General features: G+C 70.2%; 13 protein-coding genes and 1 tRNA gene. 7 read left to right on the top strand and 7 right to left on the bottom strand.

The features are described from left to right. Window positions 1-73 precede the first annotated feature (73 nt). The gene (locus Q2K21_RS29855) at window positions 74-526 is read left to right on the top strand and encodes a hypothetical protein (RefSeq protein ID WP_310781423.1); all 453 of its coding nucleotides are present in this window, start codon (window positions 74-76) and stop codon (window positions 524-526) included. Here the strand turns inward: Q2K21_RS29855 and Q2K21_RS29860 are convergent. After that, on the bottom strand, window positions 489-2,135 hold the full coding sequence (locus Q2K21_RS29860) for a dynamin family protein (protein WP_310777100.1): 1,647 nt from the start codon (window positions 2,133-2,135) through the stop codon (window positions 489-491). The two genes, Q2K21_RS29855 and Q2K21_RS29860, sit on opposite strands and share 38 nt — an antisense overlap. 269 nt (window positions 2,136-2,404) lie before the next feature. On the opposite strand from Q2K21_RS29860, the gene Q2K21_RS29865 reads away from it, so the two are divergent. Further along, a tRNA-Arg gene (locus tag Q2K21_RS29865) sits at window positions 2,405-2,477 on the top strand. Between the two features lie 382 nt (window positions 2,478-2,859). After that, the gene (locus Q2K21_RS29870; RefSeq protein WP_310777103.1) at window positions 2,860-6,084 is read left to right on the top strand and encodes an FG-GAP-like repeat-containing protein; all 3,225 of its coding nucleotides are present in this window, start codon (window positions 2,860-2,862) and stop codon (window positions 6,082-6,084) included. Window positions 6,085-6,293: 209 nt separating this feature from the next. On the opposite strand, the gene Q2K21_RS29875 is transcribed toward Q2K21_RS29870, so the two are convergent. The 6 genes from Q2K21_RS29875 to Q2K21_RS29900 all read right to left on the bottom strand — a co-directional run bounded on the left by Q2K21_RS29875 (window position 6,294) and on the right by Q2K21_RS29900 (window position 9,948). Continuing rightward, the gene (locus Q2K21_RS29875) at window positions 6,294-6,764 is read right to left on the bottom strand and encodes a hypothetical protein (protein ID WP_310777106.1); all 471 of its coding nucleotides are present in this window, start codon (window positions 6,762-6,764) and stop codon (window positions 6,294-6,296) included. A gap of 354 nt (window positions 6,765-7,118) precedes the next feature. After that, window positions 7,119-7,616 carry a DUF5949 family protein gene (locus tag Q2K21_RS29880; protein ID WP_310777109.1) on the bottom strand — a complete coding sequence of 166 codons (498 nt, stop codon included), beginning with the start codon at window positions 7,614-7,616 and terminating at the stop codon, window positions 7,119-7,121. Between the two features lie 289 nt (window positions 7,617-7,905). Continuing rightward, window positions 7,906-8,199, bottom strand: a complete 294-nt coding sequence (locus Q2K21_RS29885; RefSeq protein WP_310777112.1) for a hypothetical protein — start codon at window positions 8,197-8,199, stop codon at window positions 7,906-7,908. Window positions 8,200-8,324: 125 nt separating this feature from the next. Continuing rightward, complete coding sequence (chpG, locus tag Q2K21_RS29890; RefSeq protein ID WP_310777115.1) at window positions 8,325-8,564, bottom strand: chaplin ChpG; 240 nt, start codon at window positions 8,562-8,564, stop codon at window positions 8,325-8,327. Between the two features lie 289 nt (window positions 8,565-8,853). Then, a complete protein-coding gene (locus tag Q2K21_RS29895) occupies window positions 8,854-9,006 on the bottom strand; it encodes a pentapeptide repeat-containing protein (protein ID WP_310777117.1) in 153 nt (50 codons plus the stop codon). Window positions 9,007-9,030: 24 nt separating this feature from the next. Beyond that, window positions 9,031-9,948 carry a sugar phosphate isomerase/epimerase family protein gene (locus tag Q2K21_RS29900; RefSeq protein ID WP_310777120.1) on the bottom strand — a complete coding sequence of 306 codons (918 nt, stop codon included), beginning with the start codon at window positions 9,946-9,948 and terminating at the stop codon, window positions 9,031-9,033. Between the two features lie 124 nt (window positions 9,949-10,072). Between Q2K21_RS29900 and iolC the strand changes: the two genes are divergently transcribed. From iolC to iolD, 4 genes are all read left to right on the top strand, one after another. Next, entirely contained in the window at window positions 10,073-11,023 is a 951-nt protein-coding gene (gene iolC / locus Q2K21_RS29905) for a 5-dehydro-2-deoxygluconokinase (protein ID WP_310777124.1), read from the top strand. Between the two features lie 116 nt (window positions 11,024-11,139). Further along, entirely contained in the window at window positions 11,140-12,015 is an 876-nt protein-coding gene (locus Q2K21_RS29910; protein ID WP_449343605.1) for a Cgl0159 family (beta/alpha)8-fold protein, read from the top strand. Window positions 12,016-12,022: 7 nt separating this feature from the next. Further along, window positions 12,023-12,835, top strand: coding sequence for a 5-deoxy-glucuronate isomerase (iolB, locus tag Q2K21_RS29915; RefSeq protein WP_310777127.1), 813 nt, complete (start codon window positions 12,023-12,025; stop codon window positions 12,833-12,835). Then, window positions 12,832-14,715, top strand: coding sequence for a 3D-(3,5/4)-trihydroxycyclohexane-1,2-dione acylhydrolase (decyclizing) (gene iolD, locus Q2K21_RS29920; protein WP_310777130.1), 1,884 nt, complete (start codon window positions 12,832-12,834; stop codon window positions 14,713-14,715). Before iolB ends, iolD begins: the two co-directional genes overlap by 4 nt. The last annotated feature ends 9 nt before the right edge of the window (window positions 14,716-14,724 follow it).

Genomic DNA, 14,724 nt, shown 5'->3' on the forward strand with positions numbered 1-14,724 from the left:
CCGCCCGGGCATCATCCGTCGCGGAGAGCTCACCGTTCACACCGGTGCACCCGAAATCGTGGTCCACGCGAGCGTGCTCACCGTCGCGCCCCTCTTGGGAGAGCTCTGTCGCTTCGGGCAGGGGCGTCGCTTGGGTCGTCGCTTGAGAGAAAACGGTCTCACCAGGGAGCACGGCCCCCTGGGAGAGGACGGCCTCCTGACAGAGCACGCTCTCCTGGGCGAGGGGGTCCTCATCGAGGAGAGCGCTGCCGTCCCGCTCGCCCTCGAGTCGCTCTTGGACAGCGGCGACGGCCCCCTTCGAGGGCTCGTCCTGGGGATGCTCGGTGTGATCCCTGTGATCCCTGTGATCCCTGTGATCCCTGTGATCCCCGTGATCAGCATGATCCCTGTGCTCGTTGTGGTCGTCCTTGTGTTCGTTGTGTTCGTTGTGGTCGATGTGATCCGCGTGATCCGTGTGGTCCTTGTGGTCCGTGACGGCAGTCACCGGGTCACCTCTCCTTCTGCAGTACGGACAGCGCGGCGATGATTTCGGCCTGGGGCTCGGCATGGATGTCGAGGGCGTCGAGGGGGGTGAGACGGCGCTCGCGTTCGATGCGCAGCACCCGGTCGACGTACTCGGAGAGCAGCCGTGCGGCGCGGTCGCGCAGCCGTAGCGCCCCCTGCGCGCCGATCCGCTCGGCCAGTCCCTCCCCGGCCGCCTGCGCCCGGCGTCCGCCCAGGAGGGCCGTGGCGACAAGGGCGGTCACCGCCTCGGCGTCCGGGGCGAGGTTCTTGTCGAGGTCGCGCACCAGTTCCTCGACGTACTCCTCGAGGACGCGCCGCCAGCGTCGTACGGCCATCCCGATGCGGTGCTCGGCGCTCTCCAGGGTCGGATCGCGGTTCGTCAGGCCCGGAACGCCCGCGGCCGGCTCGCGCCGCCAGACCTCGTCGACGCGCTCGTCGGCGGCCGAGACGGCGCACAGCAGCAGGGCGCCCAGGCTTTCGATGAGGGCGTCCAGCAGTTCACCGGCACTGCAGTCGAGGGGGTAGCTGCGCCACCGCTTCAGTGCGTCGCCGGCGAGGACGGCCCCGGCCTGCAGACGAGCCCGTACGCGTGTGTACTCGCTGTCGTACGCCGCGTCGACGGCGGCGGTGAGCCGCAGGGAGGCGGCGTACTGGGCGGCCGCGGCACCTGCCAGTTGGGGCATGCGGGACTTCAGGGAGTCGAGGACGCCGTATGCCGTGCGGGTCATGGCGGTTTCCCGGGCGTCGGGGTCCTGCGCCTGGTGCACGAGCCACGCGCGCAGGGGCGCGACGGCGGTGGCGGGCAGCAGTCCCCCGCCCCAGGCGGACTCGGGCAGCTCGGGCACGGTGAAGCGGGGCACGTCGCCGAGCCCTGCCTTGGCGAGCAGGGCGCCGTACTGCCGGGAGACCTCCGAGACCACCTGGTGCGGGACCCGGTCGAGCACGGTGACAAATGTCGCCCGGTGTTCCTTGGCGGTCCGCAGCAGGTGCCACGGTACGGCGTCGGCGTACCGGGCGGCGGTGGTGACCATGATCCAGATGTCGGCGGCGCAGATCAGCTCGGCGGCGAGGACCCGATTGGCGGCGACCAGGGAGTCGACGTCGGGCGCGTCGAGGAGGGCGAGACCGCGCGGGAGCGTGTCGGCGGTCTCGACGCGCAGTACCCGCTGCTCGCGCCCGGCGATGCCGTGCAGATCGTCGCCGGAATCCTGATGGGGCACCCACACGCGTGTGAGGTCGGGCAGGACACGCAGGCCGCTGAACCAGTGATGGTCCTCGGGGTGGCAGACGAGAACGGGCGTACGGGTGGTGGGGCGCAGCACGCCGGCCTCGCTGACCTTTCGGCCCACAAGGGAGTTGACGAGCGTCGACTTGCCGGCCCCGGTGGATCCGCCGACGACGGCCAGCAAGGGTGCTTCAGGCTCTCTCAGCCGGGGCACCAAATAGTCGTCGAGCTGCGCGAGGAGCTCGTCGCGGTTGGCACGCGCGCGTGGAGCCCCCTCCAGGGGCAGCGGGAAGCGTGCGGCGGCGACACGGTCGCGCAGGGCAGAAAGTGCGTCGAGCAGCTGAGGCCGTACGTCCAAGGTCACCACATGCGAAGAATGCCCAACTTTGGAGTCTTTCTGAAGCATGTGGGGGTGTCTGCGCGCCGACAGGACACACTGGACGGAAGGGATGACTGGGACCGCAGGCATAACGAGTGCACAACACCCGGGGTGGGAGACGCAAAAAGCGATGCACGATTCGTACCTGCCTGCGATTATCAGGACCGCTTCACCGAACCTCCACATCGAGCCACGGAGGCGAAGCACCAGGGACAAGGACTCGGGAGCCCTATCCTTGTCCCCGGCAAGGTCACGGATCAGCCCGCACCCGGGCACCACGACAGGCCACCACACCGGCCCCCGTAGCTCAGTGGATAGAGCAGGCGCCTTCTAAGCGCTTGGCCGCAGGTTCGAGTCCTGCCGGGGGCGCCCACACCCTGCCCTCCCAGCGGAGGGCTTTCTACTGGTCAGGGGCGGTTTCACTCGACGCAGGCCAGTCCCGGGCGCCCGCTTGGCGATCAAGGGCGCACTCCAGGACATTCCGGGGCTGTCCGGCCGTCACCGGGTTTTCGCGGGTGGCTGTGTCGACTGCGTGTCGAAGTTCTCGACCGGAGGAAGAGAACGAACGCCCGAACGGTCGTCGTCGTCGCCTCGTAGGGCGTGACACGGACCGCGATCAGTCTTTGAACGCGTTCGAAAACTCGATGTCGTGCGGTGATCCTCCTGCTACTGTCGCCCTGCTCGCGCAGGGACGAGCGGCGATTCAATGAGCGCCCCCCTTGCGTCGATTGCCCTGGGGAGGGACTCTTTCGTGATTCGTCCGCTGAACAGACGGGCCAGGCGCCACCAGCGCGCGCTCGGCCGTATCGCTCTCACCGTCACGCTTGCCGTGACCGCCGGAATCGGCACCGCCGCGGGGACGGCCGTCGCCGAGGTTCGCAGCGCGTCCGCCGATCCCGTCGTCATCAGCACGGGCGCACGCTTCGTGCCCCGCGCCACCATCGTCCTGAACGCCGGCGAGACCGGCTTCCTCACCGCCCAGGAGGGTGACGACCGCCTCCGCTGGATCGACTACGCCACCGGTGCGACGACCATCCTCGAACACCGGCTGCCCGAGCCGCTCGCCTACAACGTGGACGAGTTCCGCTTCGCCAAGTACCCGGGGGACTTCGGCCACGGCTCCGACACTGTCGCCCTCTACGCGGACTCCCCGACCCCGCACGTGACGCTCCAGCAGCGGGCCGGTGGCGGATCGCCGGCCACGGTCCCGATCCCGGAGGGCCAGACGTACGTCGCGACCTACGGCGACACCGTCATCACCCGGACCGGCACCGAGAACGCCGTCACGAACCTGCACCTCCTGCGCCTGGAGAACGGCGAGGTGCTGGACCGGAAACTGGAGGGCCTGCCGGAGGGGTGGAACCTTTCCGTCAGCGAGGGCGACGCCCGGTCCGTCGCTGTCCGCGGCATCAAGTGGGAGGACACCACGATGTCCCAGGGGTGGTGGGTCGTCGACCTCGCCACCGGGGGCGTGAAGGCGCTCTCCCCGCACGGCGAGAGCGTCTCCTTCGACCGGGACACCGTCTTCCAATTCGGCGCCCCTTCCAACGACGCCGCCCTGGTGTACCGCCGCGACAACCTGGACGCGGAGCCGACCACCGTCGACCTGCGGGACGTGGCCTCGTACAACGACGTCGTCCGGCCCCTCGGCGACGGCTTCGTCACCGTGACCCCGCCCAACCCCGGCGACGACGAGTATCGGGGCAACCAGCTCTTCCTGCGCGACGCCACAGGGAGCTCGAAGTCCCTGCTGGCCGTCGCCTCCCCCTCGGTCCACCGCACTCCCGACGGCTCGCTCCTGGTGGCCGGTGCGGAGGAGAACACCACCAAGGGCGCACTGGACTGGGGGTACTACCTCTTCACCCCCGCCGCGGACGGCACCGTCACCCGCAAGCGCCTCGCGGACATCGAGGACCGGGAGGCCAAGCCGGCCGGCATCTCGCTGGGCAGCGGCATCCTCACCACGGCCGACGACTCGCAGTACTACAGCCCCGGCACCTACATCGGCGGCTATCGGAGCACCTGGCTGAAGACCTCCGGCCGTCCGGAGGAGCTGAACTCGACCATCGACGGCCTCGTGTCCGGCCGGGACGACGACTGCAGCCCCGCCTACGGCACCTACTGCGTGACCATGTTCGCGAGCGGCGACGGCTATCACGGCCGCAAGGCCGCGACCGAGCAGGGCGTCACCATGCTCTACCGGAACGGCGCCGCACCGTGGGGTCCGAGGGTGACCTCCAGGCTCGACAGCCCGCAACTCGTGGACCTCTCCGGCCGGTTCGGCATCGTGAACCAGGCGTCGGGCGGCCAGCAGGCGATCCTCCACTTCAAGGACGCCGACACCGGGAGCGTGCTCCTGAAGCGGGAGCCGGTCGCGGCCTCCGTCTGGGGCAACACCCTGTGGAGCGCCCTCGGCCGGTGGGACGACACCGGCTCAAACGTACCGACCGGGGTGGCCGCGAAGAACCTGTCGACGGGTGCCGCCGGCGACTCCTTCGACGCGGGTTGCGTCCCCAGTGACCTGCAGGCCGTGGGCCGTTGGGTGTACTGGCGGTGCAGCGACTACTGGCACGACTTCAAGGGCGCCGGTGTCTACGACCGGCAGGCCAAGCGCTTCCTGAAGCTCGGGGCCGACGAGACGCTGCTCGGCGACGGCTACCTGGTCCACCGCTCGGACGCGACCGGCCTCACCCTCGTCGACCTGCACAACGGCCTCCCGCTCAGCGGCAAGGAGGCGGACCTGCCCCAGCGGGTGGTCGCCACCGCCGCGGAGCTCGGAGACCGGACCGGGCGCCGGTCCGGGTGGACCGTCGACCGCTTCGGCGGTCACGTCGCCTACACGGGCGAGGACCGCCGAGTGCGGATCGTCCCGTCGGGCGTTCCGGCCTCCCGGATCGCCGTCATCGACGCCGACACTCCCGCCATGGACAGCAAGGCCGGTGCGTGGACACCGCGTTGGTGGCTGTCGAAGCCGGCGGCGACGTGGTCGCTGACGATGAAGAACAAGGCGACCGGGAAGACCGTGCGGACCTTCTCCGGCGGGGAGGCCCGGGGGCTGATCGCGCCGTCGTGGGACGGCAAGGACGCGGCCGGGAAGTACGTGCCGAACGGGGCGTACGTCTGGACCCTGACCGCGAAGCCGGCCGACGGCGTTCAGGCGGACCTCTCCGTCTCCGGGACGGTACCGGTGACCGGCGGTGCCGCCGTGTGGCGGGACATGGTCGGTGACGACGGGTTCGGCGACCTGCTGGCGATGGACACGACCGGGGCCGTGTCGCTGTACAGGGGTACCGGGACCGGTGCGCTGTCGTCCCGTATCGCCGGGTCCGGCAGCAAGTTCGTCACCGACTCCGTGCTCGTGCCCGTCGGGGACGTGAACGGGGACCGGTGCGCCGATGTGCTCGTGCGGGTGGGTGACCAACTGCGGGCCTACCGCCCGGGGTGCGGGAAGACCGTCACCGCATCGTCGCCGTACACGCTGATCGGTGCCGGCTGGGCCCAGTACGACCAGTTGACGTCGCCGGGTGATGTGAACGGGGACGGCTTTGTCGACCTGATAGCACGCCAGGCGTCCACCGGTGATGTGTACTTCTACGCCGGCACAGCTGATCACCGGCTGAAGGCCCGGCTGCGCATCGGGACGAACTGGAAGCTGTACAAGCGGATCGTCGGGGCCGGGGACCTGAACGGGGACGGGCGTGGCGACCTGCTCGGGGTCGACTCGGCCGGTGTGCTGTGGCGGTACTACGGGACCTCCACCGGTGGCGTGACCACCCGGGTGCGGGTCGGCAGCGGGTGGGGCGCCTACTCCGCTCTCGTCGGGGTCGGTGACCTGTCCGGTGACGGACGCGCCGATCTGCTGGCGCGGGACACCGCCGGGAAGCTGTGGCGATACGCCTCCACGGGCGTCGGCACATACGGCGGCCGGGTACTGATCGGCTCCGGCGGCTGGAACGGATTCAAGGGTCTGTTCTGACCTCGAAGTGAGGGGGTGCGCTGTCGGCGCAGTCGCTGCGGACAGCGCACTCCCTGTGCCGACACGCCCATCGAACAGGTCACGCTGCGCATCAGAAGTCCTCCTCGGCAACGGGTTCGACATACGGCCGCCGGACGTCGCAGAACTCGTCGCGACTCGCGGGATCCCCTGGCCGAATCACCTCACGAGATCATTTCGTTGAGAAAACCTCAGTAGCCGCGCCCTGTTGCAAGATCCGCTCGCGCTGCCTCGTGAAGAACGTTCAGGCTCGTGACCAGGGGGACATCCGCGAGGGCGGCCTCCCCGTTGGCGGGATTGCGCGTCACTCGGAGCAGCTCCCAGGCTCGCTGATTAACGGTGTGTGCAGCATTGGCAGCAGCTTCGTCGCTCAGCAGGATGAAGCTTTCAAAGAGAATCGATCGTTTGGCCTCGATCGCCTCCATCTCCGTCAGCGCAGCGGTTGTGTCCTCCCCTCGGTCCCGAGCCCGCAAGGCTTCCCTGGCGGCTCTCGAGATCTCTTTGACGCATGAGATGTACTCGATGTAGGTATCGAGCTTCCGCTCATCCCAACGGGTAGCCATCATGCGTCGGAACTTTGCCCGCTCGGCTATCGCCGTCGCCAGGTAGGACGTCAGGGCGCCGATAAGGACGCCGACCAAGGTGACTATCTGGGTTGCCATGTCGATCAAGCTACTGGCTGTCGAATTCGCGCATGCCACAGCCGTGCCACATCGGGCGGTCACCCACGGTCAACGGCGGTTCGCGCCAGCCGAGATGTGCTGGCGAGATGCGGGCTGCTTGATCGAAACGACCAGTCCGGCAAGGGCCGGCACCAGCGGATCCATGTCAGTCATCCGTGCAATCCAGCGGGCCCACGACAGGATCGTGGCAGTCCGCCCGCGCGGCCAGGCCCGGCACGCCACCAGGCCCGGCACGCCACCAGGCCCGGCGTCGGAGGAAAGCCGAAGGCCGGTGCCTGGTCGCTGCCGTGATCCGCGGCAGGAGACCGCGCGTCCGCCCCGCGGTCCTCGCCCTCAGCCGCGCAGGCTGCGGGCAGGCAGGAGGACGTGCGCGGCGGTGCTCAAGGTCTGCTCCGCGCCCGCGAAGGCGGCGAGCCGCTCCGGGTCGACGGGCCTGCCGGGCACGCCCTCGGGCCAGGGGCGGGTGGCGAACACGAAGTACGCGAAACCGCGTGCGCGGACCGCGGCGAGCCACTCCGGCGGCACGGTGCACTGGGCGTTCAGGTGCGGCATGGTGATGACGGCCTGACCCGCCTCGGCCAGCAGTGTCACGGGCAGGCTGGGGCGCTGGGAGCCGTCGGTGACTTCCTCGCCCACGTTCAGTCCGTTGGTGCGCAGCAGGGCCCGGATCGCGGCGGTGGAGCCCTCGGGGCCGCTCGCGCCGTCGCCGAGGGAGTAGGCGAGGAGGTAGGGCATGTCTCCGTCGGGGGCCTCGCCACTCCAGGCCATGACGACGAGTGTGCCGAGGTCGATGGCGCGGAAGGGGCGCGTTTCGCTGGAAGTTGTGGTCACCGCGGCACCGTATCGACGGGCCGGAAGGCCACCGGACGCTTTCTCGCCCGACCGGGGGATTCCGGCGACGGCGACCACACGAACGAGGGACCCGCGGTGACGGCGCGGTCGAAGGAGCAGTGCGGGCCTCGGCACACGGGTTCGAACCGTCGGCCGTCGCCCCAGACCGTCGACCGTTGCCCCGGGCCATCGGCCGTCGCCCCGGACCGTCGGCCGCCGCCCCGGACCGTCCGTCTTTCGCCACGGGCCATCGGTCTTTCGCCTCTGGGCACCCGTTGCAGCGAATTCATCAGCTCCGCAGAGGAAGCCCGCCGAGCAGCCGGGTGGGGCCGCCATTCCGGTTGAGGGTGGTGGCCGTGGTCTTCGCGGTGCCGAGCAGGGAGTCCTTGTTCTCCGTGTCGAGGGTGTCGGACTGGTGCTGGAGGGGACGCACGTCGAGGGTCCGCTGGGCTGCGAGGGTCGCCAGTCCGCCGTTGAGGCTGGTGGGCGTGATGTTGGAGGCATCGGAGGCGAAAGCGGGCGCGGCGGCGCCGGCGACGACCAGGGATCCGGCGACGACGGCGACGGCCTTGAGGGACTTCATCGTGATCCTTTCTTCGGCGACTCATGTCACCGGGGGGAATGGGCAGTGCGCCCTGGGCGACCGTGACAACGCCAACCGGCCGCCCCCCGGAGGGAGAACGGCCGGCAGAAGGGTCCGCTCGGACGTCAGCCGTTGGCGCAGGAGTTGCCGAAGGCAGGGTTCAGCAGGCCGATGACGTCGATCGTGTTCCCGCACACGTTGACCGGGACGTGGACCGGAACCTGCACGACGTTGCCCGACAGAACGCCCGGCGAGTTGTTGGCAGCGGCGCTTGCGCCGCTGTCGGCGGCGGCGATGCCGGCGGTGCCCGCAACGGCCGCAACGGCAACAGAGGTCAGGGCCAGGCCCTTCGCGATACGCGACATGGAGAGGTGCTCCTTGGGATCGTCACAACAGCCGAGCGAATGCCCGACGTGGGAGTCAACTGCCCCATGCGGGCCCGGGTTGCGCCTCCGATGGAGTGATAGTGCGGGCCGCCCCGTTCCGTCGACCGTGCCCGGCGTGCGATGCCAGTACGCGCTCCCGGCGTGCGCTCCCTGCGGCCGTCGTACGGCAACCCGGCCGGCCTGTGCCCGCGCAGGACGGGCCGGACCCGCCGGACCGGGGACCGGGGACCGGGGACCGGTCGGACTCCCGAGTGCCTCGTACGGCCCCTTACGTCGGTTCCCTTACGTCGGTTCCAGTCACGTCGGTTCCAGTCACGTCGGTTCCAGTCACGTCGGTTCCAGTCACGTCGGTTCCAGTCACGTCGGTTCCAGTCACGTCGGTTCCGGTCACGTCGGTTCCGGTCACGCCGGTCACGGCCACGCCAGCCCCCTCAGGCAGGTCCCCTCACGCCCCGCACGACCTCAGGAACGCCCGGGTCCGCTGTGCGATCGGCAGCGGCTTGTCCGGCTCGCACGGGTACATGTCCTGCTCCACGATCGCGAACAGGTCGACGTCGAGCTTCGACGCGGCCGCCAGCACCGGTTCCAGCGCCGGCACCCCGGACGGCGGCTCGCACATCACGCCCTTCGCCACCGCGGGGCCGAACGGGATCTCGTTGGCCCGTACCTCCGCGAGGATCTCCGGGTCCACCTGCTTGAGGTGCAGATAGCCGATGCGCTCGCCGTACGTCTCGATCAGCTTGACGCTGTCCCCGCCGCAGTACGCGTAGTGCCCGGTGTCCAGGCACAGGGACACCAGGGAGGAGTCGGTGCCGTCGAGGAAGCGGACGACGTTCTCCTCGCTGTCGATGTGGGTGTCGGCGTGCGGGTGGACGACGATCCGCAGCCCGTAGCGCTCGCGCACCTCCCGGCCCAGCCGTTCGGTCAGCGAGGTCAGGTGCCGCCACTGCTCGGGCGTGAGCGTGTCCGGCTCCAGCACCTCGCCCGTCTTGTCGTCCCGCCAGAAGGAGGGGATGACCACCAGATGGGAGGCGCCCATCGCCTGGGTGAGCGCGGCGATGTCCGAGACGTGCGCCCAGGTCTTCTCCCAGACCTCCGGCCCGTGGTGCAGATCCGTGAAGACCGTGCCGGCCGACACCTTCAGGCCACGTTTCGTCGTCTCCTCGGCGAGCACGGCCGGATCGGAGGGCAGGTACCCGTACGGGCCCAGTTCGATCCACTCGTAACCGGACTGCGCGACCTCGTCGAGGAAGCGCTGCCAGGGCACTTGCCGCGGGTCGTCCGGGAACCAGACGCCCCAGGAGTCGGGAGCCGATCCGATCCGGATGCGGGAGAGTGAGCCTTGAGGTGACAACGACGTCATGGCCGCAAGGGTGCGGTTCCCGACAGGGACTGTCAAGGCATGGTCCGAATGTCTGGACAAAACATTGACAGGGCTCCGCGCACGGGACTAGAAAGCCGAGGAGAGCAGACACGAAGGGGACTCGATGGCGTACGACGTGATCACCATGGGGCGGATCGGAGTGGACCTCTATCCGCTGCAGACGGGCGTCCCGCTGCCCCAGGTGACGTCCTTCGGGAAGTTCCTGGGGGGTTCGGCGACGAACGTCGCGGTCGCGGCGGCCCGCCTCGGGCGGCGTACGGCGGTGATCACGCGCACGGGCGACGACCCCTTCGGCACCTATCTCCACGAGGCGCTGCGCGGCTTCGGGGTGGACGACCGCTGGGTCACGCCGGTACCGGGACTGCCGACGCCGGTCACCTTCTGCGAGATCTTCCCGCCGGACGACTTCCCGCTCTACTTCTACCGGCAGCCCAAGGCGCCCGACCTGGAGATCGACGCGCACGAGCTGGACCTGGACGCGATCCGTGCCGCGAGCATCTTCTGGGTGACGGGCACGGGCCTGAGCGAGGAGCCCAGCCGCACCGCCACGCTCGCGGCCCTCGCCCACCGCGCCAAGTCCGGTACGACGGTCTTCGACCTCGACTGGCGGCCCATGTTCTGGCACGACCCCGGGACCGCGCGCCCGTTCTACGCCGAGGCCCTGCGCCACACCACGGTCGCCGTCGGCAACATCGACGAGGTGGAGATCGCCACCGGCGAGCGCGACCCGCACACCGCCGCCCGCGCCCTCCTGGACGCCGGCGTCGAACTCGCCGTCGTCAAGCAGGGGCCCAAGGGCGTCCTCGCGGTCACTGCGGGCGGCGAGTCGGCCGAGGTCCCCCCGCTCCCGGTCAAGGTCCTCAACGGGCTCGGCGCGGGCGACGCCTTCGGCGGGTCCCTCTGCCACGGGCTGCTGGCCGGCTGGGACCTGGAGCGGATCATGCGGTACGCGAACGCCGCGGGCGCCATCGTCGCCTCCCGCCTGGAGTGCTCGTCCGCGATGCCCACGGCCGATGAGGTCGAGGGCGCGGTCACGGCAGGAGCGGTGCTGTGAGCGTCGACAAGGCGACCACCGCGCGCGTGGAGCACGAGGAGAGCACCACCGCGCGCGTGGGATACGCGGACACCACCACCGCGCGCGTGCAGCACGAAAACAGCGCCCCCGCGCGCGTGGACATCGCCGAGCTCGTCCGCATCCGCATCCACCACCCCGAGGCGATCGCCGAGGCCGCCGCCCGCCGCTCGCGCCGTCCCCTGATCGACGACACCGGCCGGCTGATGATCGTCGCCGCCGACCACCCGGCCCGCGGCGCCCTCGGCGTCGGTGACCGCAAGATGGCCATGGCGAGCCGCGCCGACCTGTTGGAGCGGCTCTGCCTGGCGCTGTCGCGCCCCGGTGTCGACGGTGTCCTCGCGACCGCCGACATCCTCGACGACCTGCTGCTGCTCGGCGCCCTCGACCACAAGGTCGTCATGGGGTCGATGAACCGCGGCGGTCTCCAGGGCGCCTCCTTCGAGCTGGACGACCGCTTCACCGGTCACCGCCCGCAGGACATCGAGCGGCTCGGCTTCGACGCGGGCAAGCTGCTGCTGCGCGTCGACTACGACGACCCGGGATCGCTGAACACCCTGGAGTCCACCGCCCGGGTCATCGACGAGATGGCCGAGCGCCGACTCCCGGTGTTCGTCGAGCCGTTCATCAGCCTCCGCACCCCCGAGGGCCGGCTCCGCAACGACCTGAGCGCCGATGCCGTGACCAGGTCCATCGCCATCGCCAGCGGGCTGGGCGGCAGTTCGGCGTACACCTGGCTGAAGGTCCCGGTCACGGAGAACCCGGACGACATGGCCCGGGTGATGGAGACCTCCACCCTGCCGGCCGTACTGCTCGGCGGCGACGTCGGCGAGGATCAGGAGGGGGCGTACGAGAAGTGGCGCGGGGCGCTCCAACTGCCCACCGTCAAGGGCCTGGTGGTCGGCCGTTCGCTGCTGTACCCGGCGGACGGCGATGTCGCCGCGGCCGTGGACACCGCCGTAGGACTGCTGTGAGGGCCGCATGAGCAACGAGTTGTACGTCCCCGGGGGCACCACCGCGAACGCGCAGTACGCGCTCGACATCGACCCGAAGCGGGCCGGCTGGAGCCACAGCAGCCTGCGGATCGTGGAACTGGCGCAGGGCGGCACGCACACGTTCACCACCGGTGACAGCGAGTGGATCGTGCTTCCACTCCAAGGCGCCTGTACGGTGCACATAGAGGACGAAACGTTCCAACTCCTGGGCAGGGACAACGTGTTCGCGGGGGTCTCCGACTTCGCGTACGTGCCCCGTGACGCCCGGGTCCAGATCGCCTCCGGCGCGGGAGGCCGCTTCGCCCTGGCAGGAGCGAAGTGCGAGCGCAGACTCCCCGCCCGCTACGGCCCCGCGCCGGAGGTCCCCGTCGAAGACCGCGGCAGCGGCACCTGCGCCCGCCGGGTGCGCAACTTCGCCTCTGCCGACGCCTTCGAGTGCGACAACCTCATCGCCGTCGAGGTCATCACGCCCGGCGGCAACTGGTCCTCGTACCCGCCGCACAAGCACGACGAGAACCGGCCCGGCGAGGAGACGGAGCTGGAGGAGATCTACTACTTCGAGATCGAGGGCCCGAACGGTTTCGGATACCAGCGCGTGTTCCCCTCGCGTGTGGGCGGATCCGATGTCCTCGCCGAGGTCCGCAGCGGCGACGCCGTCCTCGTCCCCGACGGCTGGCACGGCCCCTCCATCGCCCAGCCCGGACACACCATGTACTACCTCAACGTCATGGCCGGGCCGGGCGCGGAGCGCCAGTGGCGGATCTGCTTCCACCCGGATCACACGGAGGGATACCGATGACCTCGACGACGAGGCTCACGGTCGCTCAGGCGCTCGTACGTTTCCTGGCCGCCCAGTACACCGAACGCGACGGCGTTCGCCGCCGGCTGATCGGCGCGACCTGGGGGATCTTCGGCCACGGCAACGTCGCGGGCATCGGGCAGGCGCTGATCGAGTACGGCGATGTGATGCCGTACCACCAGGGCCGCAACGAGCAGTCGATGGTGCACGCAGCGGTCGGCTACGCCCGCCAGTCGAACCGGCTGTCCGCGCACGCCGTGACGACGTCCATCGGTCCCGGTGCCACCAACCTGGTCACGGGCGCCGCCCTCGCCACGATCAACCACCTCCCGGTCCTGCTGCTGCCCGGCGACGTCTTCGCCACCCGCCCGTCGGACCCGGTGCTCCAGCAACTGGAGGTCCCCCACGCCGGCGACGTGTCCGTCAACGACTGTCTGCGCCCGGTGTCGAAGTACTTCGACCGGATCACCCGCCCCGAGGCGCTGATCCCGGCCGCCCTCCAGGCGATGCGGGTGCTCGCCGACCCGGTCGACACGGGCGCGGTCACGCTCGCGCTGCCGCAGGACGTGCAGGCGGAGGCGTACGACTGGCCGGAGGAGTTCTTCGCCGAGCGGACGTGGAACGTACGCCGGCCTGCGCCCGACCCGGTCGAGCTCTCCGAGGCCGTCCGGGCGATCCGGGCCGCCCGGCGCCCGCTCGTCGTGGCCGGCGGCGGCGTGCACCACAGCCGCGCCGAGGAGGTACTCGCGGAGTTCGCCGAGGCCACCGGCATCCCCGTCGCCTCCACCCAGGCCGGCAAGGGCTCGCTGCGCTGGGACCACCCGCAGGACGTGGGCGGCATAGGTCACACCGGCACGGCGACCGCCGACGAGCTGGCCCGCACCGCCGATCTGGTGATCGGTGTCGGCACCCGTTACACCGACTTCACCACGGCCTCCGGCACCCTCTTCACCGGCGCGGGCGTCCGCTTCCTCAACCTCAACATCGCCCCGTTCGACGGCCACAAGCTCTCCGCGCTGCCGCTGATCGCGGACGCGCGCGGCGGCCTGGAGGAGCTGACCGAGGCGCTGGAGCTGCACGACCACCGCGTGGATCCGGCGTACGTCGCCGAGTACACGGAGGACAAGCAGCGCTGGGAGTACCGTGTGGACGCCTGCTTCGAGGCCGAGGAGCCGGATGTACGGCCGACGCAGCGGCAGGTCATCGGCGCGCTCGACGCCATCGTCGACGAGTCGGACGTCATCATCAACGCGGCCGGCTCGCTCCCGGGCGACCTGCACAAGCTGTGGCGGTCCCGCTCCCGCGACCAGTACCACCTGGAGTACGGGTACTCGTGCATGGGCTACGAGATCCCGGCCGCGATCGGTGTGAAGATGGCCGCGCCCGACCGGCCCGTGTGGGCGCTGGTCGGCGACGGCACGTATCTGATGATGCCGACGGAGATCGTCACCGCCGTGCAGGAGGGGATCGCGATCAAGATCCTGCTCATCCAGAACCACGGCTACGCGTCCATCGGCGGTCTGTCGGAGTCGGTGGGCGGCGAGCGGTTCGGCACCGCCTACCGCTACCGGTCCGAGGACGGTACGTACACGGGGGCGCCGCTGCCCGTGGACCTCGCCGCCAACGCGGCCAGCCTGGGCATGCGCGTGCTGCGTGCGAAGACCGTGGACGACCTGCGCGCCGCCCTCGCCGAGGCGCGCGACGCGGACACTCCCACATGTGTCTACGTGGAGACCGAAACCGCAGACACTGTGTCGGGCGCGCCTCCGGCGCAGGCCTGGTGGGATGTACCCGTGGCCGAGACCGCGACCCGATCGTCGGCGGTCAAGGCGCGCGAGGAGTACGACCGGCACGTCTCGACCCGACGCCGCCATCTGTGAAGGAGTACT

It is taken from the genome of Streptomyces sp. CGMCC 4.7035, from assembly GCF_031583065.1.
In the GTDB taxonomy this organism is placed as follows: domain Bacteria; phylum Actinomycetota; class Actinomycetes; order Streptomycetales; family Streptomycetaceae; genus Streptomyces; species Streptomyces yaanensis.